This window comes from Mucilaginibacter sp. A5337, assembly GCF_059690695.1.
Genome location: NZ_JCAWEC010000002.1, coordinates 872,916 through 893,172 on the forward strand (window position 1 = coordinate 872,916; position 20,257 = coordinate 893,172).

Sequence of the window (20,257 nt, forward strand, 5' to 3'; positions counted from 1 at the left end):
TTTATCTGATAATGGTCACATTACCTGAAATAACCTCTCGGCCATTTTTGGGGTCAATAATATAATAATAAGTTCCGGGAGGCAAATATGAACCGTTGTATTTACCGTCCCACGGTACACTATAACCAATTGACGAATATACCCTTTCTCCGTATCTGTTGTATACCTCAACCTTATTATTTGGATAACTTTCTAAATATTTAACATTCCAAATGTCATTTACGCCATCTCCATTAGGAGTAAACACATTAGGAATAACTAAAAACTTTAAAACCTTTACTGATACGCTGGTCATGGCCTGACACCCGTGTGCAGATGTAACTACCAGTTGATAGGTAATATCCTGGGTTGGACTCGCCGCCGGGTTGGCTACATCATCATGATCCAGTCCTGTTGCGGGCGTCCATTTATAAGATAAATTATCGTCGTTAACTATCGGTTTAAAGGTATGTTTAGTGCCTTCGAGCATGGTAAAATCCTGCCCTAACGAAACAAGCGGCGATGCATCCACCTTTACCTGCTGTACAACGGTATCCGCACAGGCATTGGCAGTTGTATAAATGTACCTGATGTCAAATGTACCGGCATTGGAAACGGCAGGGTTAAACACGCCGTCGGCACTAACCCCGGTTCCTGAAAACACTCCGGAACCTGTGGGGCCATTAAGCTTAGGTATCAGTTTGTATGGTTGCGATTCGATGCAAAAAACCGGTGCCGGATCAAAGGTTATTATGGGGGATGCTTTTAACGTGAAAGGAATTGCTTTAACATCAGAGCACGAAGTGCCTGAATACGCTACCGCCCGTAAGGTAACGGTGCGCGTTCCCGCGGTAAACAAAGGATATTTGTGCCTTAGCTTTAGCCCTAATGCCGGGTGATCGTAAACCACAGTGGTTGCAGGATCGCCGTCGTCATATGTAACCTCAAGCCGGGTGATCTCACCGAAATTAACCGACGACTGGTTTTCAAAAAAAACTTCCTGCGCACTGCATAAGTCCGCCGGATTCAGAACAGTTATTCTTGCCTTTGGCTTACTCCCGTTAATTGTTAATGATTTTGAACTTGAGGTAACAGAACATCCGTATTTAGACGTAACTTTAAGTGTAACCTGGTAATTACCGGCTAAAAACTTGTGCTTCGGATTTTTATCATGGGAAGTATCGGGATTACCTGCAGTTGCATTTGCATCGCCGAAATTCCACTCGTAAGTAAAACCGGCTTCTGTTGCATCGGCAATAGTACTTTGATCAGTAAATTGAGCAAAGTCATCTTCACAGGCATCGGGTAATAAAAAATCAACTACTGGCACAGGATAAATGTTAACAACCTGCGGAGCTATATTACTTATGCAACCATTACTATTTGTTACAGTTAGCCTAACCAAATAATCTCCCGGTATATTATACTTATGGTTAAACGGATTTTTGCTCGTTAAGGTTTCAACAGGTGTGCCATCTCCGAAGTCCCATTGCCAGCTGGTGATATCCCATTCTGCAGATGTGGAGTTATCAGTAAATGTAATATCCTGACCAACACAGCCAGGCGCTGAATAACTAAACAATGCAACTGGAGGCTTTGATATGGGTACTTTTATCGGATCTGATGTTTCGCCGCAGCCATTTTCATTGGTCACAAACAATGTAACCATGTAATCGCCGGGCTGGGTGTATTTGTGTACGGGGTTTTGTACAACATCGGTTGTACCATCTCCAAAGTCCCAGTGCCATGTTTTTATTTGCCGGGTACCTGATGTTGACTGGTCTGTAAATTGAACATTATCGCCGAAACAGGTATTTGCAAAACCAAACTTTACAACCGGCGGCACCGAAATATTGAAATCAAACTCAATATCTTCGTTTGATCCACATTCGTCGGCAATTGGGTTAAATACAGTGGCTACTACGCTGTAGTCTCCATCGGGGTACACTTCGTCTGCAGGATACTCATAAGTGTAAAGCACTTTTGAGTCTTTTACTGTTGAACCGGTTGGTATTGGGTTATTCATAGTAACGGGCTGGGTTCCGTTTTTAAAATCCCATGTAATTTTGTTTGTTTGAAATGGCAGTGTAAGCTGTAACTTATAACGTATCTCGGCACAGCCATTGGCCTGTGTTGAGTTATCTGTTGGATTTCGTAATACAATAAACTCATTCAGGTTTTTAAGGTTGGTACCTGCAGCATAGCCATATGATTCTGTTCGGCCAAACCCATATGCTATGGCATTAAATCCATCAGACGCTTTGATATTATGTACGCCGGCGTTAACGCTAATTTGTGCGTATGAATAAACGCTGTTAGGCACTTGTGAAAACTGGGTATAAGGTTGCCCGTCAAGCGAAAAGGTAGGTACGGCAGCTGTTTTTATAATAACATTAATAAAGTTATTTTGTATCAGGTAATTATGGGTTGAATTTAATGTAACATGATCAAGTGTTTGCTCAATCGGCGTTAAATATATCATTTCAGGATCACCAATATCTCCATTAATGAACTGGCAATTTAAGCCCTCGCCCTGGGTCACCGCGTATTGCACTACCTGAATTGGTTTATCGGCAGCGATAACATTGGTTGTGGTTGAAGTAAATTCATAATAAAGGCCATTAATTAACCCACCCTGGGGTGCTGCTCCATTTACTGTTACCTTTGTATCCGGCGAGCTAAGTACTATTCTTAAAATATCATAATTGCGTGTCTTTAAAGGGGCGGTTATATAATTTTTACCCCAAACGGCTAAAGGATACACCTGCTGAAAAAGGTTGTCTGATGATCCCTTATCACCCTGGCACCCGATACTTATTTTTGAACTGCCCGAAAAAACAGCTATTTTTTTGCAGGCACCGGTAGCACTAACAATTGAACGGATGCGGGTACCGGTTAAATCCATGGCAGATAAGCCCTGGTATACCTCGCCTTTTTTTAAATTTATGGTAAAGGGCTGGTTTGCGGGAATACCGTTTAGCAATGGCTGCGAAGGTGTTATTTCAACGGCGGTATTATCTTCAGTTGCTATTACTGCAAAAGTTGAATACGAAGGGACCCCCTCTGTAGTTTTTGTACCATTGTTTGAGTTTGATATTTGTTTATAATTAATAGAAAGATAGTCTTTACCTAAAGTATTTACCGGTAGCAGGAGTGTTGCACCGGATACATTCTGCGCAAAGATATGTGCGTAAACAGCGATAGGCTTAGGCGAAGTAATATGAATGCCCTTTAAAAACTGTCCTTGGGTACCAATAAAGGCCCCCGGAGGAATATCGACAGTTAATATATCATTGGCCTTAACCTGGTAGGAGTTTGAAAAGCTGCCATCTGCAACTTCAATCTTTACAGTTGTGTTTACATCTGCAGTTATATAAAGTTCCATCTGGCTGCCCCTGCCCAATGCGTCGGAGTTACCGGCAGCACCATCAACGTGGTCAATATATGCGGTATAAAACTCCGTGCCCTGGTTTGATGAACCTTGTGCGTGAGTACAAATAGCAAAACATATGAAAATAAACGCGAGGCTTAATGACCGCAAAAAAATTATATTGCTCAAAGGTGTACAGTTGGATTTGGTTTTGCAGTATTAAACTGCCCTTTAAATGTACAAAAACCTTTATTGCCACAACAGGATAATTATGTAAAATTAACCACGCTGTTTAATTGCTTAGCAATTTTATTGGACTGAACCCTGCCGTTCTTTCAGTCTGAACTGATAGTTAAAAAAACTTATCCGGATTAGGTACCAAATTCAGGAACTTTTCAAAATTTTCTTCGTAATGCGATTGGTCAAGCTTGTAGTAAAATGCCCCCTTTTTTGATGAAAGCTTATCTTTTTCAGGAAGCTTCACAAGCAGCCCCGTCGAAAGTAGTTTGCGACTGAAATTCCTGTCATCAAACTTAGTTTGATAAACGCCTTCATAAAGGGCCTGCAATTGCGGGATGGTAAACTTTTCGGGCAATAGCTGGAATAATATAGGGTGAAGCGCAGCTTTGTAACGCAATTGTCTTTTGGCAAGCCGCACCATTTCGTTATGGTCAAATATCAGGTCGGGCATTTCGTTAAGAAGGAACCATTCGGGGTGATACTCTTCACTTAACTGTTCCTCATATTTATGGATATCAATAAGCGCAAAATAAGCAACCGAAAGCGTTCTTTCTACCGGGTCGCGTTCGGGCTTGCCAAATACCTGGAATTGCTCCATGTATACATTTTTTAGCCCGGTACGCAACTCAAGTACACGGTTTGCAGCATCCTCGGGCGACTCGGTCGGTTTTATGAAACCACCTATCAGGCTCCATTTATGTTTTTCGGGCTCAAGGCCACGCTGAACAAGCAATAACTTGATGTTTGCTCCGTCAAATCCGAATATGATACAATCTGTTGCAACTAAAATGCGCGTTTCGCCGCTGTACTTATGCATAACTTAGGTTAAGTTTATATGCAATGGTAAAAATAATTTAGCAATTATTTATTGTTAATCGGACAACTATTTTATACAATAACAATTTATTGATCTAAATTAAAATGATTTACCGCGCCAAAATGAAAACAGGATAAGTTTCTGATAAATCAGCTCACTCTTTTACCCTGCAACAACAGATCCATAGCATCGTCAAATGATCCCGCCCTGATCACCTCGCCCGAGTTTACAAAAAATATTTCGTCGGCATTCTCAATCGTATTCAAACGGTGTGCTATGATTACCCTTGTGGTAGTTTTTGGCAGGTTATCCAAAATATCACTCAACAGTTTTTCGGTAATGGTATCAATATTGGCGGTAGCTTCATCCAATATCAAAATTTCGGGGTTACGCAAAACGGCCCTCATAAAAGCTATAAGCTGTTTCTGCCCTAAACTGATACTATCTCCGCCCGATAAAACTTTGGTATCCAGGCCCTCTTCAAAAATTGCCAGCAGGCTGCCCAGGTTAGCATCCCTGATCACCTGTTCCATTTCTTCGTTGGTATGATCTTTAAAAAGCTCATTACCGTACAAAATGTTATTCCTTACAGTGCCGGTAAACAGAAATGGCTCCTGCAAAATAAACCCAATCTTCTGGCTGCGTTCCTCTGCTGTAAAACTGCGGATATCTTTTCCTCCAAGTAATACCAAACCTTTAGTTGGATCATATAAACGAGCTATTAATGAAGCTGTTGTTGTTTTACCGCCGCCTGTTGGGCCAACCAAAGCATAGGTTTTGCCGCGTTCCAATTTAAAGCAGATATTATGGAGGATCTCCCTGCTTTCGTCATAGCTAAAATGCACATGCCTGAATTCCAGCAAAGCAGCTTTCGGCTCATCAATATCTGCCTGAATTATCGGCAAATCAGTTTCAAGGGATAGAATTTGAGAGATCCTGTCCCAACCCGCCATTGCCAGCTGAAAGTTTGTCCACAAAGCAGCCAGCTGCCTTAAGGGGTTATAAAAGTTTGTAGCATACGATAAATAACTCACCAGCAAACCAACAGAAAACAGGCCTTTACTGATCAGGTAAATACCAAAACACAGCACGGTAAGCTGCGCCATGCTCGCAAATAAACCATAAACCGGTACAAACACGTTATTGGCCATGCCCGATCCTACAGCCGTTTTATAGTTTTCATTATTGGCTATATCAAAGCGTTTCCTGAAATAATCGCGGCGGTTAAAGGCAATGATCACCTTAAAGTTATTGATGCTTTCCTGGATTTCTCCGCTTAGTGCCCCTGTACTTTTTAGGTTGGCGGCATTCTTTCTTTTTATCCATGGCGATAATACCAACGTTAAAAAAAGAATAACCAATGCAGGGCATAAAGCAGCTGCACCCAGCTCGATATTGATTGCCAGCAAAAAGATCCCGGCACCAATCATGATAGAAATATTGCCTATAAACTGCATCAGCGATTGGGAGAAAAACTGGTTAAGCTTATCGGTATCGTTATTTACCCTTGATATCAGGTCGCCGGCCTTGTTTTGATTAAAGAAAGCTACCGGTAATTGTTGCAGTTTATTAAAAATGGAGTTGCGCAAGGTAAACAACATCCTTTGCCCTACCCCGCCCATTAGCGTGGTTTGCTTATAGCTGGTAAATAGCGCTACCAGGTACATGCAAAACAAAATTGCCGCGTTATGTAAAACCCCGTTAAAATCCTTGTGCTGCACGTATTTATCAATGGTACGACCAATAATAAGTGGCCCGAGCAGGTTGAGGGTTGAGTTAACAAGAATGGCAAAAAAAGCAATGATGAGCGTACGCTTTTCATGGGCAATAAGCTGAAGCAGCTTTTTCAACCCGGACAGCGTTGACGTCTTTGGCTGATTTTTACTTAAATAGTTTAAATCGTAGTTCATTGTAGTGAATATTTTTTACTTGCGAACTCAATGTTTAGTGGTTAACACTCTGTTCGTAGTTACTGGTGCTTTGCTGTGAATTAAAGATCTGTACATAATCCGGGCTGGTTTTCATCAGCTCATCATGTACGCCGCTGGCTACTATTTCGCCCTGCATCAATAATATAATCTGGTCATAGTGTTCAACAGATGCAATTTTCTGGGTTACCGAGATCAGCGTTAACCCGGGGTAATTTTTTTGGATATTAGCAAGGATCTTCCTTTCTGTGTTATTATCAACCCTTGCAGTAAAATCATCAAGAAGCAATACTTTTGGATTAACTGCAAGCGCCCTGGCCAGCATAATACGCTGCTTTTGCCCACCCGAAAGGCTTGATCCCCGCTCAGAAACAATGGTGCTCAGCTTATCGGGCAAATTATCTATAAACACACTTAGCTCGGCAGTTTCAATTGCTTTTTTAAGCGATTCATCCGTAACGGTATCACTAAATGCGATATTTTCACGGATGCTCATGTTAAAGATGATACTGTCCTGAAAAACAAAGCCAACCTGCCTGTGAAAGGTTTCGCTATCATATTCGGCAAGTGCTTTCCCATCAAACAGCACTTCACCTTCAGTAGCATTGATCAAACCTGTAAGCAGGTACAACAACTGCGTTTTACCGGCAGATGTAGGCCCGATAATAGCTATTTTTGAACCTGCTTTAACCTTAAAGGAGATGTTTTTCAATGCCGATTTTTGCCCGTAGGTTACTGTTACATTGCGGAGTTCAACATCACCTCGCAGGATATCTTTCAGCGGGCCGCCGTCGGAAACATCAGGTGCGTTCAAAACCAGGCTGATCCTTGTAAACGAAGCCGTAGCCTGAGCAATCAGGTTACTCATAAAACCCAAAATAAATATCGGGAATATCAGTAACGACAGGTAACTGTTAAAGGCCGCGAAACTACCCAGGCTCATACTACCGCTGATTACGAAGTGTCCACCCATTACCAAAATGGTAAATGCCGCCATATTAGCCGTAAACGTTACAATGGGAATTAGTCCGGCAAAAAAACCAAGGATCCTCAAGCCATAGTCCCTCGCTTCGGTATTGGCAGCCAGAAATTTATTATATTCCAACTGCTGTGAATTGATCACCCTGATAAGCGCCGCGCCAAGTATGCTTTCATTAATAACCTTATTAAGCATATCGATAACCCCGCGGCTTTTCATAAACAGGGCCCGTACGTTTTTTAATACATAAAAGAATGTACCACCTATAATAGGGATAATGGTAATCACCACCAATGCAAGTTTCCAGTTAATGGTTAGCAGCATAACACTGCACCCAATAATGATAAACAATGATGATACGATAGAAACCAGGGCCTGCGATACAAACAACTTAATTGAATCGATATCTGAAGTCAGATTGGTTAATAGTTTTGATGGATTTGCCTGCTCGATAAAAGCATGGGTTTGGCGGGATATCTTATTAGCCAGTTGCTGGCGCAGATCGCGCGCTACTTTTTCGGACGCAAAAATTTGAACTATTGCCTGTAAACCAGCGAAAAAAAACACCACCAATGTAGCAGTCAGGAAGTTAGCCATTACCTCGTTTAGCACAAAATGATGATTGGAGTAGGCATCAATACCATTGGCTATAATCTTTGGCAACCAAAGGTTCATGGCATTTCCCATTAAAGCAAATAGCAGTAACAGCGCGACAAGGCCTTTATATGGTTTCAATAGGCTAAATACGCCGGGTGGCTTACTGTTTGTTTTTTTTGAAGGATCAGGTTGCATATGATCTTTGATTTATAATTCTTTTTTTGTGGATCTCAATCGAGTCTTTATTGTGTTTGACGATTGAGCACGGAAAACATTTTTATTTCATCTAAAATTATCGAAATAAATCAGAACGAAACGGCAAGCTGTTTTTATTTTAGATATATTTCTATTTCGATATAGTTTGACAAATATATTTCAAATCAGGAATAATTAAAACATTTTAGTAGTAATTTTATATTTTTACAGCCAAACCGGAACAAAATGAAGCCAGTAGTACAATTAGTTGAGGAATGGACAGCTTTTGAGGAAGTAAGTGAACAACCAACTGTTGAAGCATTTTGCAGATATTATTTGCAAAAGCAACGTCCAAAACCTAAGCAACCTGGTAAAAAAGGTGAGCGCATTATGAATGGCGCTTACTTGCTTAAAACCCTCGGCCGAATATTGAGTGCCTATTCGCTTTATTTCCGGTCGGCAGTAAATTATATCGGCATCCCCCCTGCCGAAAGCTTTTATTACCTAAACGGCTTACTGCACCTTGGCGAAGTTCGAAAAAGCGACCTCATCAATTATATGTTTGCCGAAACAACTACCGGTATGGAGGTCATCAACCGGCTCATCCGGGAAGAGAAAATAGATGAACGGACCTCGCCCGATGACAAACGGGCTAAGCTCATCAAAGTAAACCATAACGGGCTTGCTGCACTGGACGAATACTATAAAATCTCAGGTAAAGTGGTTGAAATGACCTTTAAAGGTATTGACGATGAGATCTTAACCGATTGCTATGAAATGCTCAGGTATTGCGAACAGCGAAACTCCTCCATCGCAATCGAATTAAAAAACAAACCTTTTAACCAGATGTATGAACAGGTAATGGCTGATAAAATTTAACTTTCAAACTAAATGATATTGCCTTTTAGCCAGCTTTAAACTCAATGTCAGCTAAAAGTAAAGATGGCATAATACTTGAACATTCAATAGCTGGGTCTGGTAACAACCCCGGCTTTTTTGTATCTATACCATAAAAAACATCTGTGGGCAATATCCTCAATATCTCCGATCTGAGTAAAACATACCAAAGTGCCGGTCGCACGCTTACTGTACTCGATCAAATAAATTTTTCGGTGGCAATAGGTTCAACCAATGCTATAGTAGGGCCATCGGGCAGCGGAAAAACTACCCTGCTTGGCCTTTGCGCCGGGCTTGACCGCTCAACTTCGGGTACTGTTGAGCTCAACGGCATCACCCTCAATAAACTTACCGAAGATCAGCGTGCACAGGTGCGCAATCAGCACGTAGGTTTCATATTCCAGAATTTCCAGCTATTACCTACGCTCACAGCACTCGAAAATGTGATGGTGCCACTTGAGCTCAGGGGCGAAAAAAACATCCGGGCGAGGGCTTTGGATCTTTTGGATAAAGTGGGCCTGTCAGAACGTGGTCATCACTATCCACTCCAACTTTCGGGAGGCGAACAGCAACGTGTATCATTGGCGCGTGCTTTTTCAAACGCCCCCCGAATCCTTTTTGCCGATGAGCCTACGGGGAACCTCGATGCCGAAACCAGCGATAAGGTGATCAAACTCATCTTCGACCTTAATAAGGAAGCGGGTACTACCCTTGTAGTGGTAACGCATGATCTTGAACTGGCAGCTAAAACCCAGCGTATTATCAGGATCAAGGGAGGTAAGCTTATTGCCGACGAAAAAACCATTAACGCATAAGCTAATGGATAATACCGCTATTTCTTTCAAAAGAAAAATAAATATCCCCTGGCTGTTCCGCATGGCCTGGCGCGACAGCAGACGGAACAGGTCAAGACTGTTCCTTTTTATATCGGCCATCGTATTTGGAATTGCTGCACTGGTGGCTATTTATTCATTCAAATACAACGTACAAAATGATGTGAACGATCAGGCGGCTACCCTCATTGGCGCCGACTTAGCCATTTCCGGCAATAAACCGGCCGACGATAAATTAAAGCACCTGCTCGATTCACTGGGCGATCAACGCTCGCAGGAACGAAGCTTTGCATCTATGCTTTATTTTCCGCGTACCAAAGGTACACGACTGGTGCAGATCAGAGCATTACAGGGAGGATTTCCCTACTATGGCGCATTAGAAACTACCCCCGAAGCTGCCGGGCTTACCTTTAAAAGAGGTAGAATGGCGCTGGTTGATAAAACCCTGATGCTGCAGTTCGATGCCAAAGTGGGCGATTCCGTAAAGGTAGGTAACCTTAATTTTCAGATAACCGGCATTCTAAATAAGGCACCCGGACAAAGCGGCGTAATGGCTGGTATTGCCCCGGTAGTTTACATCCCAATGCAATACCTGGAGCAAACAGGGCTTGTTAGAATAGGCAGCCGGGTTAATTATAGCTTTTATTATAAGTTTAATTCATCGGTTAATGTAGATAAACTCGGCAAAAAGCTTGACCCAATGCTTGACAAGGCAGGGATGCGCTTTGAAACCATCGAAACAAAAAAAGATAATACAGGGCGCGCCTTTGGTGATCTGAGCCGCTTTTTATCACTGGTGGGTTTTGTTGCCTTGCTATTGGGCTGCGTTGGGGTAGCCAGTGCTATCCATATTTATGTAAAAGAAAAAATTGCATCCATAGCCATTATGCGTTGCCTGGGTGTTAAATCATCCGAGGCATTTCTGATCTACCTGATACAAATTGTGGGTATAGGCATTATCGGTTCTGTTACCGGGGCCATATTAGGTACGGCTGTTCAACATTTATTACCCCTTGTATTTAGAGACTTTTTGCCCTTTACTATTTCGGTGCAAATATCATGGATGGCTATTGGCCAGGGCATTTTGCTGGGCGTGATTATCTCTATTCTATTTGCGCTGCTGCCTTTAATCTCCGTTCGCAATATCTCACCGCTTAATACGCTCCGTATTTCGTTTGATGAAAGTGGTAACAGGCGTGATCCTTTACGTTGGCTCGTGTATTTGCTGATACTGCTATTTGTAATAGCTTTTACTTATTTGCAGTTGGACAGCGTGGTGGGTAGTATACTGTTTACGTTAGGAATCCTGATTGCCTTCATGATCCTCACTGCAACAGCATGGCTGTTAATGCGCATCACAAAAGCAATAGTAAAAGGCTCATGGAGCTACTTATGGAGACAGGGATTTGCAAATTTGTATCGTCCAAATAATCAAACTATTATCCTTATCGTATCAATCGGCTTAAGCACCATGTTTATTTGTACACTGTATTTTGTACAAACATTATTGGTGCAGCAGGTTAATCTTTCAACCAGCGGCAATCAATCAAACATGATTCTGTTTGATATCCAGAGCAGCCAGGAAAAAGGGGTTGTTCAATTAACCAAACAGCAAGGACTTCCTGTATTACAACAGGTACCTATCGTTACTATGCGCATTGAACAGATCAACGGTAAAACAGCTGCTGATCTTACAAAAGACACTACTATTAAAATACAGCATGGCGTATTTGCCTGGGAGTACAGGGTAACGTTCAGGGATTCGTTAACCTCGTCAGAAAAATTGCTGGATGGCAAATGGATTGGCCAGGCCGATCCTTCAAAGGAAATCCCGGTATCTGTTGAAGAAAACCTATCCAAACGAGGCAACCTTAAAATTGGTGACAAAATAGTATTTAATGTACAGGGCGTGCAGATGCCTGCCTATGTGGCCAGCATCCGCAAAGTTAACTGGGGTAAGGTGCAAACCAATTTCCAGGTTGTTTTCCCTAAGGGAGTACTTGAGGAGGCGCCACAATTTCATGTATTGATGACGCACGTGCCTTCAAACAAAGTATCGGCAGCTTTTCAGCAGGTTGTAGTGAAGGCCTATCCTAATGTTTCTATAATCGATCTGGGTTTGATTTTAAGTGTTGTTGATGAGCTACTGAGTAAAATCAGCTATGTCATCCGTTTTATGAGTGCATTCAGCATCATTACAGGTATTGTAGTACTCATTGCATCCGTGCGCATCAGCAAATACCAGCGAATCCAGGAAAGCGTGTTATTGCGTACCCTTGGGGCAAGTCGTAAGCAGATATTCACCATAACGGCGCTGGAATATTGGTTTTTAGGTAGCTTGTCGGCATTAACCGGCATCCTGATTGCCTTTGCGGGCACTTATTTCCTTGCAAAATATAGTTTCGAAATACCATACAGCATTAATGTTTTACCTGCTCTTGTATTATTTTTGACAGTCAGCTTGCTAACCGTTGTGATCGGTTTATTGAACAGCCGTGGAGTGCTAAACAAGCCTCCGCTGGAGATTTTAAGAACAAACGCATAAACGCATTGTATTTATTTTATATGAACAAAGTTACTTTAAGCGGTATCATGCTTGGTGCCCTTACAATGGTGGGCTGCGGCAACAGCGCTAAATCACCAAATAATGACCAGGCCCAGGCTACTACCGAAGTGGCAAAAACCGACTCGGCATCAAAGAAAATAGTTTTATTTTTTGGCGATAGCCTAACTGCCGGGTATGGGCTCGATGACCCGGCAGATGCCTTTCCAGGAGTGATCAGCCACATGGTTGATTCACTGAAACTGCCTTACAAAGTAATTAATGCAGGCTTGAGCGGCGAAACTACCGCAGGCGGTAACGGGCGCATTAACTGGCTGTTAAAGCAAAAGATAGATGTATTTGTACTCGAACTCGGCGCCAACGACGGACTTCGTGGCATCCCTGTGAATGAAACTGCAAAGAACCTGCAATCCATAGTAGATAAAGTGAAAGCTAAATACCCCGATGCTAAACTTGTTTTGTTAGGCATGCAGGTGCCACCCAACATGGGGGCGGATTATACCGGTAAATTTGAAACCGTGTTCCCCGACCTGGCTAAAAAGAACAATATGGCGCTGGTGCCCTTTCTGTTGCAGGGCGTTGGTGGCATGCCATCGCTTAATCAAAGCGATGGCATCCACCCTACTGACCAGGGTGCCAAAATTGTAGCTAATAATGTTTGGGCGGTTTTAAAAGATGAATTAAAAAATTAAAAGTTCTAAACGCCAGCTACCTTGCAGTAAAGTTGTAAGTGATACCAAAGAACCAGCTGTGATCCCAATCCGAAATTACCGGAACTGTGCTATCGGTATAAAACTTAGGGGCTGAATATATATTGTTAGGATCAGACCGGTTAAGCCCTAATTTAACCGTACTGTTCAGGCGATCCGTTTTACCCCAGATCACACCACCTGAAAGTACCAGGCGACGGGTTGAACCCAGCAATACACTGCCACCTAACAATACATTTAGCTCTGTTTCCGTGTTTACCGATAAGCCTGTTGTGACTGCAATATTGTAATTGCTGCTTATTCTCGGGTATGCGTGCATAAGAACTCCGAACCCAATTTTTTGCTTACTATTATTTTGTCTGATAGCGATACGGCCGGTTGTATCTTTTAGTGTTTTCAGTGATGTTGTTGTGTCGGTGCTACGGCGATATTTCACAGTGGTATCCATAAAAGCGAATGTTTGATTTTTAAGGCCGGTGATAAGTACGCCCGAACTAAAATCAATCTTAAACCCGCCGCTTAACCTGATCTCCTCTGTTTTTTTCACATTACCCTGAGCGTCTTTCAAAGTCATGGTCAGATAATCATGATTTTTAAGTTTTTCGGCCAAAAATGATGTGGTTTTGTAGCTATAAACCTTGTTGTACAACAGTTCAATATATTTAACAAGCAGCGTTAACTTATCATCTTTATCGCTTTTATAGAGCTTGATAACTTCGGCCATCGACATCCCGAAGCGCTCATGAATGTGTTTATTTATAGCCTGGATATTACGTGCGTGTTTTTCGATGGTTGCGGAGTTGAAATAAAAGTTTTTGGTGTAGTAGTACAAATCGTTCTTGCAATCAATTAAATTAACCGCAGTTGTCGACGCCAATTTATCGTCGCCTGAACTGTTTACTTTCGAATCATTTTTTTTTGCAGTGTCAGCTTTTGAGGTATCTTTTTTAAAATTGGCAGCACTGTTAAGCATTGTCGAAAATTTGCCTTCATCCTCCAAAAAATTATCCTTGTATGCAAGAGTCAGGCTAAGCGCATCATTACTGGTATAATTCATGAGTTCAACCTTAAACTGCGCCCCTACCGGCGGGCTATAAAACATTGATTTTACCCATTTGTAATATTCCACGTATTTACCATCGCAATTAAGACCGTTTATTTTACAAGTATCAGTTGATTTTTTAATTATTTTTTTCAAGGTATAATAATCACCGCGCTGCATATCATACAGCCATATATATTCGCCGGGAAGCCGTTTATCATCCTGATCACTCATGCAGCGCACTAGAGATGAATAACCAAACGTGGCTAATCCGTCAAACATTTCTCTGTCAATAAATTTAAATGCCGGGCCGATGAAAGCGGTATCAAGTGGTAATAATGCGGCCAACACCTTGCTCCTATCTGATTCTGCTTTGACTTTACCTGTATCAGTTGTTGCTTTACTGCCAGCTACTCCCCTGGAAAATTCAATATGAGCCAAGTTATCAGCTGGTTTTTTTCCTGTCCCGAATACCAAAGTTATTTTTTTTCCTGTCGTCAGGTTTCCTTTATTTACTTTACTATCAAGGTTGAGATTTAAATTCGATGTGGATTTAATTGATTTTATGCTATCTGCATATTTTTGCCCCCATAGGCCTTTCAGATAATCACCCAATTGCTGTACGGGACCGTTTGTCTGTTCAAACGTTGAATTGGCCACAAGTGCATCGACGCTATCATTTGGTATGCCACTTATACGCATCAAATATTTTACGTTACTTGTATCAAGAATAATTTGTTTAGTACCTTTTAAATCTGTGTACTTGAACACAATATCGGGTTTCGATTGCGCAGAAGCGCAATTAAAGGTTATTGTTAATAATAAAATAGTAAAAAGTTTTTTCATGACTTAAATAGTGAATATCCGCGGTTAGAAAATAAATTGTATACAGGTAAAATATAGGTAAATTGATTATCGTTAGTTGCGCCCACAACATAACCTATCAACTTACCGGCATTGTCAGTAACGGGTCCTCCCGAATCGCCACCAGTTGTTACTTTGTCGGTTGAAATAAGCCCGACATATTCGCGCCTGATACCTCTGCAATCAAGCTCAACATCACAATTTGGATTATTTACAGTAGCGCTTTGGATATAGGATGTAGCACCGTAAATTTTTACAGGCTTATTTAGTAAGCTGTCAATTTCATCGATCTTGTAATAATCTGCAAACCTAGCCTGATCAACACCATTCACACAACCGCCGATATTAGCTATTTCGGCAACAGCATAATCATATCCGCCGTCGTAATATCCTTCAAAAACAGTTAATACATCGAAACTATTGCGGGCTTGCAATTTGCTTGAAGGCACCTGGCATCTTATATCGTTAGCATTGTAATATATGGCATCGCCCGATTTTACCAATGCAGGCAGCAATACATGAAAACAACTCATCAGATAGTTTTTTTTGTTTTGATCATTGATCACGATTATCGTCCGCGATCCGTATTCATTCACATTGTCATTATCGTCCATGTATGAAATACTCCCTCCCATTCCCAATTTACTCCCGTTATCCAGCCGTAAGTTTTCATTATTTTTATATTCAATTCGGGCCGCGGTTGCAGGGTTGCCTACGGCTATAACATCAACAGGCATGGCAATGCCTTTAAACACCAGGTTGCCCGGCACAACAAAATCCAACTGATCAACGCCTACTTTAGCATCTACAAATACAAGCAAAGCCAGGCCGGCTGTTTGATCATTATTTTTATTGCCTACTCCTATTCCCTTAAAACCGGTAACTTTTGCCTTTAATAATGTCGAGTAATATTTCTTTGCCGATTTTAAAAGGATTATTTTGTCTTCATCATTAAAATCGGGAAACTCCTTTCCGGGAAACACAAAATCATTTTCGGCAAAGCCTCCACTCCAATAAAAGTAGCCATCATCTTTACTATGAACCCATACGCCATTTCCTTCAATTTCAGTGCCCGTAACAACATCATCAATATCTATTACAAAACCCGGAGCGCGGTATAAAATACAGTCAGAAAAGGTTGATGGCTTATCTATCCTCGCGTTTAAATATTTGCTTACCGTTAGCTTCATTACCCTACTCTGTTAGTTGGTGATTGCCCGGGACCTCCCCCGGCTGAAGGATCTGGTGTACTATTACTTGCGTCGGATTGTGGCTTTGGCCCTGTACCACGTAACTGAATAAACCTGTTTAACAAATCAAACCAAAATGTTGAGCCAAGCGACAGGGCCAAAGCTGTTATTAACCACCCCCAAAACTTATTTTGCGGATTTTGATAAGGATTGCCTGCACAGGTAAAGGTTTTGTTGTAATAATCTATTTTTTGTTTGATTTTAAGGCTATCGCTATGGGCAACCCGTTTTATTGAATCAAGCGCCTTTTTTAACTTAAGGGTGTCATTTTTGGATGGTTTTTTATTATTTGAAGTTGCAAAACCTTTTCGCAACTTCAGGCTGCTTGTATCATGTAAGTTTTTTATCTTACCAAGTCTTAGCTTCAAGGTATCGCAAATTTTACAGCTATCTTCATCAGGTCTTCCAATTGCAGCAATCATGTTCGCCTGGCTTATATCTTCATCAACAGCCTTCCTTGCTTTAACAAGGTCGGAATCACTAACTATAATATAATGCCTGATTATTTTCGCACCTTTTTTGCTGGTATCTGCAGTTAAACTGTCTTTATTTGCTTTCTCATCAACCTGTTTTACCAATGTTTCGTATTTATCCCTGTTGTTTACGGCAAGGGTTACCAGGTTTTGCCTTGCTGTTTTATCTTTAGCTAAAAGCTTGTAAATGGCTATTGTATCAATATTAAAGTTATAAGCCATAATAAAGCCGATTAAAAATAACAACACCCGCGTTTGCTTTTTGTACCAGCCGGAAGTACGATCCATTGTATCATTAAACCATTTTTCAAGCAGCGACTTAAATTTATCGATATCATTAGTCGAATCGTAGAAGAGTTTTTGAAGAAATGCAAGTGTTTCAGAGTCGATTTGTGCTGTATTAGCGCCTATCAAAATATTTTTTTGAACAAATAGTGATTTCTGTATCAAGCTCATTTGCGGGCTCGTTCCGTCATAATTATCTCCACGAAGCATGTAAATCAATGTTTGTGAAAAATTTGACGGACCCAGATAGGCCGGTTTACTTTGCCAACTGCTTTGCGCGAGGTATTTAATTGTTGGATAATTAAAAAAGGCTTTGGTGAGATAGCTTTTTGATTTATAATGCGGATAAAAAAAACGTACTATTCCATAATATATTTCTATAACTGCATTAATTAAGGACAATTGCGAATATTTATTATCATCCTCCAGCATTCTCCTGATAGCCATTTGCAACATCCTGCTTCTGAGATTAAACCAACGGGCTACAATTTCCTGTAAAATGGTTGCCAGCAAGCTATACAAAAGATAAACAAAGATTAATCCGATGAAAACATCTAATACTATGCTATTGAACATAACGATAAGGCTTAAATATTTTTTTGAAAAATAGGTTCAGATACAACAGATAACCGATTATTACTCAAATAATATATCATGAAATTACTTATAATACAGCATTCTTTTATAAAAAAAACATCAGTATTTTCACTGCACTTCATTGCAGTTTTGACGTAACGTGTTCACGTATTTTTACGTAAAAATAAACTGCAAGGAAATTAATTTCCTATATATCAATAAAGTATACTATTGTATTATTGTTACCACAGCCATATAACGAATAATATTTTATTGAAACGTTAACAGGAATTGAGATTTTTTATAGAAGTATTGGGTTAATCGTTCAGGGCCTGGTACACCATGGCTCTGAATTTATCCTGGATCTGGTTATGAGGAAAGGGCCAGTTTTGTACAAACAACAGGCAAACAAGATGCTCTTTAGGATCAACCCAATATAACGTTCCATAAAAACCGCCCCAGGCAAAGGAACCCTCGCTAATACCCAGTTTGGCCGAACTGTTTTGCGTGGTTAGGCCAAAGCCCAAACCAAATTTATCTTTATCGGCATTAATATACAGATCGCCAATTTGATTGGTGGTCATCATGTTGACAGTATGACGAGCCAGTAAACGTTGCCCGTTATAAACACCGCCGTTAAGCATCATTTGTAAAAAGGTGGCATAATCTTTTATAGTTGAGCTTAGTCCTGCGCCACCGGCATAGTATGTACCGGCAGTCTTCGGATAATTCACATCAAACGAAGGAAATGTAGATTTGCTCCAATTGGTGATATGGCCACTTTGGTCAAATGTATAGGCTGTAACCAAACGATTTTGCTTTACGGCAGGGATGTAAAAATAAGTATCATTCATGCCCAGCGGTGTAAAAATCCGTTCTTTAAAAAATTGGTCAAGACTTTTGCCGGATACTTTTTCTACAAGGTAGCCCAACACATCGATATTCATTCCGTAAGTCCAACGTTCGCCAGGTTGGTGCAGCAAGGGGAGTTTGCCAAGTTTGTTTATAGCATCAGCCAGTAGTATCTTATCGGCTACAAACCCTGCCGGAATCCCTGCCTTAGCATAAATAGCCTTCATTTTGGGCGAACCGATCTGCGCATATTCAATGCCCGAGGTGTGGGTTAGCAGATCACGAATAGTAATTTCCCGTTTTGCAGGTACAGTGGTGAACGTTGAATCCTTTTCATTAAACTGATCCACCACTTTAGGGTGCGCGAATGTGGGCAGATATTTGGAGATTGGATCGTCAAGTAAAAACTTACCTTCTTCAAAAAGCATCATCACTGCCACACTGGTAATGGCTTTAGTTTGCGAAGCAATACGAAAAATAGCATCGTTGCTCATCAAACGCTTCTGCTCTTCATCTGCCAGGCCAAATGATTTATCATAAACAATTTTGCCATCGCGGGCTATAAACCCAACTGCGCCCTTCACATATCCCGAGTCGATATTCTGCTCAATCATTGCATCTATTCGTTTTAGCCTTTCGGGCGAAAACTTTGCCGATACCGGGTCGGCAGTTTTTAAAATGGTACCTTGTGCAAATACATTAACGGCAAATGCCGACAGTAGCAAAAAAATAAAACATCTTTTCATCACGCGGTTTATTGGTGATGCAAAATAGCTATTTTAGTTTGATGAATCCCTGATAATTAACTCTGTAGCCAGTGTTATATGTTGATTTTTTTCTTCAGGAGTTGTGTTGTTAAGTCTTTCCATCAGCAGTTTGATCACATTATCGGCTATTTCATCAATAGGTTGGGCAATGGCGGTAACAGCTGGAGTATACAATTCAAAAAGTTCATAATCATCGAAAGCTATCAGTGCAATATCTCCGGGTACCTTTTTGCCTGCCTTTCGGAGAGCTTTTAGCCCGCATTTCCCCAAATGATTATTGGCAAACAGGATAGCGTCGACATCCTTATTGTTTTCAAGAAAATCCCTCATTAGTTTAAGGAGGGCCTGATCGGTGGTGTGAAAATCAACTTCGGTTATATTAGGTTTCAATTTACTTTGGTGCATCGCTTTTTCATAGCCTTCCAGCCTTTCTATCATTTGGGTTTGGATAGAGCTGTAAGTTATAAAGGCGATGTTTTTATGTCCTTTATCAATGAGGTACTGTGTAGCGTTAAAAGTACTGAACAGGTTGTCAACCACCACATAATCAGTTGCCACTTTAGGCAGGTAACGGTCAAAAAGCACAACAGGAAAGCCATCTTTGATTAAATCGCTGATATCCTCTTCAATGTTATCCGGAGGGGTGATAATATAACCATCAACATGCCTGTCGCGAAACATGGCTATCAGTTCCCGGGTTTTCTGCGTATCATTATCTGTGCTACTGTAAATGATCTTGTAACCGCTTTGATAGGCTAAATCCTCAATACGGCGGGCTATGGTTGCAAAAAAGTGGTTTGAGATATCCTGCACCAATAAACCTATGATATTTGATTTACCGGTCCGCAAGCTTTTGGCCAAAGAGTTTGGTTTGTAGCCTACCTCTTTTACATATTGTAATACGCGTTTTACCAGTTCATCGCTGATTCGTTTTTCTTGCGCCCGCCCGTTAAGGATAAAAGACACAGTAGTTTTAGATATATTCAGACTATTGGCAATGTCAACTATAGATAATTTCTTCTTCAAGGATATTTAGTATT

Annotated in this window: 13 protein-coding genes; 4 read left to right on the forward strand and 9 right to left on the reverse strand. The window is 41.0% G+C overall.

Annotated features, from left to right (window positions below; all coding sequences use genetic code 11):
- Window position 1: 1 nt before the first annotated feature.
- The 4 genes from AC59JO_RS08485 to AC59JO_RS08500 form a co-directional block, all read right to left on the reverse strand.
- Window positions 2-3,538, reverse strand: coding sequence for a PKD domain-containing protein (locus AC59JO_RS08485; protein WP_497304678.1), 3,537 nt, complete (start codon window positions 3,536-3,538; stop codon window positions 2-4).
- Between the two features lie 163 nt (window positions 3,539-3,701).
- Window positions 3,702-4,406, reverse strand: a complete 705-nt coding sequence (locus AC59JO_RS08490) for an NUDIX hydrolase (RefSeq protein WP_413667895.1) — start codon at window positions 4,404-4,406, stop codon at window positions 3,702-3,704.
- Window positions 4,407-4,555: 149 nt separating this feature from the next.
- Entirely contained in the window at window positions 4,556-6,316 is a 1,761-nt protein-coding gene (locus AC59JO_RS08495) for an ABC transporter ATP-binding protein (RefSeq protein ID WP_497304681.1), read from the reverse strand.
- A gap of 34 nt (window positions 6,317-6,350) precedes the next feature.
- Complete coding sequence (locus tag AC59JO_RS08500; protein ID WP_497304683.1) at window positions 6,351-8,105, reverse strand: ABC transporter ATP-binding protein; 1,755 nt, start codon at window positions 8,103-8,105, stop codon at window positions 6,351-6,353.
- A 246-nt stretch (window positions 8,106-8,351) separates the two neighbouring features.
- Here AC59JO_RS08500 and AC59JO_RS08505 point away from each other — a divergent pair, with 246 nt between their 5' ends.
- The 4 genes from AC59JO_RS08505 to AC59JO_RS08520 all read left to right on the forward strand — a co-directional run bounded on the left by AC59JO_RS08505 (window position 8,352) and on the right by AC59JO_RS08520 (window position 13,090).
- Entirely contained in the window at window positions 8,352-8,984 is a 633-nt protein-coding gene (locus tag AC59JO_RS08505) for a MarR family winged helix-turn-helix transcriptional regulator (RefSeq protein ID WP_497304685.1), read from the forward strand.
- Between the two features lie 143 nt (window positions 8,985-9,127).
- Window positions 9,128-9,817, forward strand: a complete 690-nt coding sequence (locus AC59JO_RS08510; RefSeq protein WP_413667891.1) for an ABC transporter ATP-binding protein — start codon at window positions 9,128-9,130, stop codon at window positions 9,815-9,817.
- A gap of 4 nt (window positions 9,818-9,821) precedes the next feature.
- Window positions 9,822-12,380: an ABC transporter permease gene (locus tag AC59JO_RS08515; protein ID WP_497304688.1), complete on the forward strand. Its 2,559-nt coding sequence runs from the start codon at window positions 9,822-9,824 to the stop codon at window positions 12,378-12,380.
- Window positions 12,381-12,400: 20 nt separating this feature from the next.
- Complete coding sequence (locus tag AC59JO_RS08520) at window positions 12,401-13,090, forward strand: arylesterase (RefSeq protein WP_497304690.1); 690 nt, start codon at window positions 12,401-12,403, stop codon at window positions 13,088-13,090.
- Between the two features lie 16 nt (window positions 13,091-13,106).
- On the opposite strand, the gene AC59JO_RS08525 is transcribed toward AC59JO_RS08520, so the two are convergent.
- The 5 genes from AC59JO_RS08525 to AC59JO_RS08545 form a co-directional block, all read right to left on the reverse strand.
- Window positions 13,107-14,996 carry a hypothetical protein gene (locus AC59JO_RS08525; RefSeq protein WP_497304692.1) on the reverse strand — a complete coding sequence of 630 codons (1,890 nt, stop codon included), beginning with the start codon at window positions 14,994-14,996 and terminating at the stop codon, window positions 13,107-13,109.
- On the reverse strand, window positions 14,993-16,204 hold the full coding sequence (locus AC59JO_RS08530; protein WP_413667887.1) for a chymotrypsin family serine protease: 1,212 nt from the start codon (window positions 16,202-16,204) through the stop codon (window positions 14,993-14,995). The genes AC59JO_RS08525 and AC59JO_RS08530 overlap by 4 nt, the downstream gene beginning before the upstream one ends.
- A complete protein-coding gene (locus tag AC59JO_RS08535) occupies window positions 16,204-17,598 on the reverse strand; it encodes a hypothetical protein (protein WP_497304694.1) in 1,395 nt (464 codons plus the stop codon). Before AC59JO_RS08535 ends, AC59JO_RS08530 begins: the two co-directional genes overlap by 1 nt.
- Before the next feature lie 317 nt (window positions 17,599-17,915).
- Window positions 17,916-19,196: a serine hydrolase domain-containing protein gene (locus AC59JO_RS08540; protein WP_497304696.1), complete on the reverse strand. Its 1,281-nt coding sequence runs from the start codon at window positions 19,194-19,196 to the stop codon at window positions 17,916-17,918.
- Between the two features lie 33 nt (window positions 19,197-19,229).
- Window positions 19,230-20,243 carry a LacI family DNA-binding transcriptional regulator gene (locus tag AC59JO_RS08545; protein WP_497304698.1) on the reverse strand — a complete coding sequence of 338 codons (1,014 nt, stop codon included), beginning with the start codon at window positions 20,241-20,243 and terminating at the stop codon, window positions 19,230-19,232.
- Window positions 20,244-20,257: the final 14 nt, after the last annotated feature.

Excerpts from the sequence above, each read along its gene's own strand:
- AC59JO_RS08490 (WP_413667895.1), bottom strand. The coding sequence starts at position 4,406 with ATGCATAAGTACAGCGGCGAAACGCGCATTTTAGTTGCAACAGATTGT.
- AC59JO_RS08495 (WP_497304681.1), bottom strand. The coding sequence starts at position 6,316 with ATGAACTACGATTTAAACTATTTAAGTAAAAATCAGCCAAAGACGTCA.
- AC59JO_RS08500 (WP_497304683.1), bottom strand. The coding sequence starts at position 8,105 with ATGCAACCTGATCCTTCAAAAAAAACAAACAGTAAGCCACCCGGCGTA.
- AC59JO_RS08505 (WP_497304685.1), top strand. The coding sequence starts at position 8,352 with ATGAAGCCAGTAGTACAATTAGTTGAGGAATGGACAGCTTTTGAGGAA.
- AC59JO_RS08515 (WP_497304688.1), top strand. The coding sequence starts at position 9,822 with ATGGATAATACCGCTATTTCTTTCAAAAGAAAAATAAATATCCCCTGG.
- AC59JO_RS08520 (WP_497304690.1), top strand. The coding sequence starts at position 12,401 with ATGAACAAAGTTACTTTAAGCGGTATCATGCTTGGTGCCCTTACAATG.
- AC59JO_RS08525 (WP_497304692.1), bottom strand. The coding sequence starts at position 14,996 with ATGAAAAAACTTTTTACTATTTTATTATTAACAATAACCTTTAATTGC.
- AC59JO_RS08530 (WP_413667887.1), bottom strand. The coding sequence starts at position 16,204 with ATGAAGCTAACGGTAAGCAAATATTTAAACGCGAGGATAGATAAGCCA.
- AC59JO_RS08535 (WP_497304694.1), bottom strand. The coding sequence starts at position 17,598 with ATGTTCAATAGCATAGTATTAGATGTTTTCATCGGATTAATCTTTGTT.
- AC59JO_RS08540 (WP_497304696.1), bottom strand. The coding sequence starts at position 19,196 with ATGAAAAGATGTTTTATTTTTTTGCTACTGTCGGCATTTGCCGTTAAT.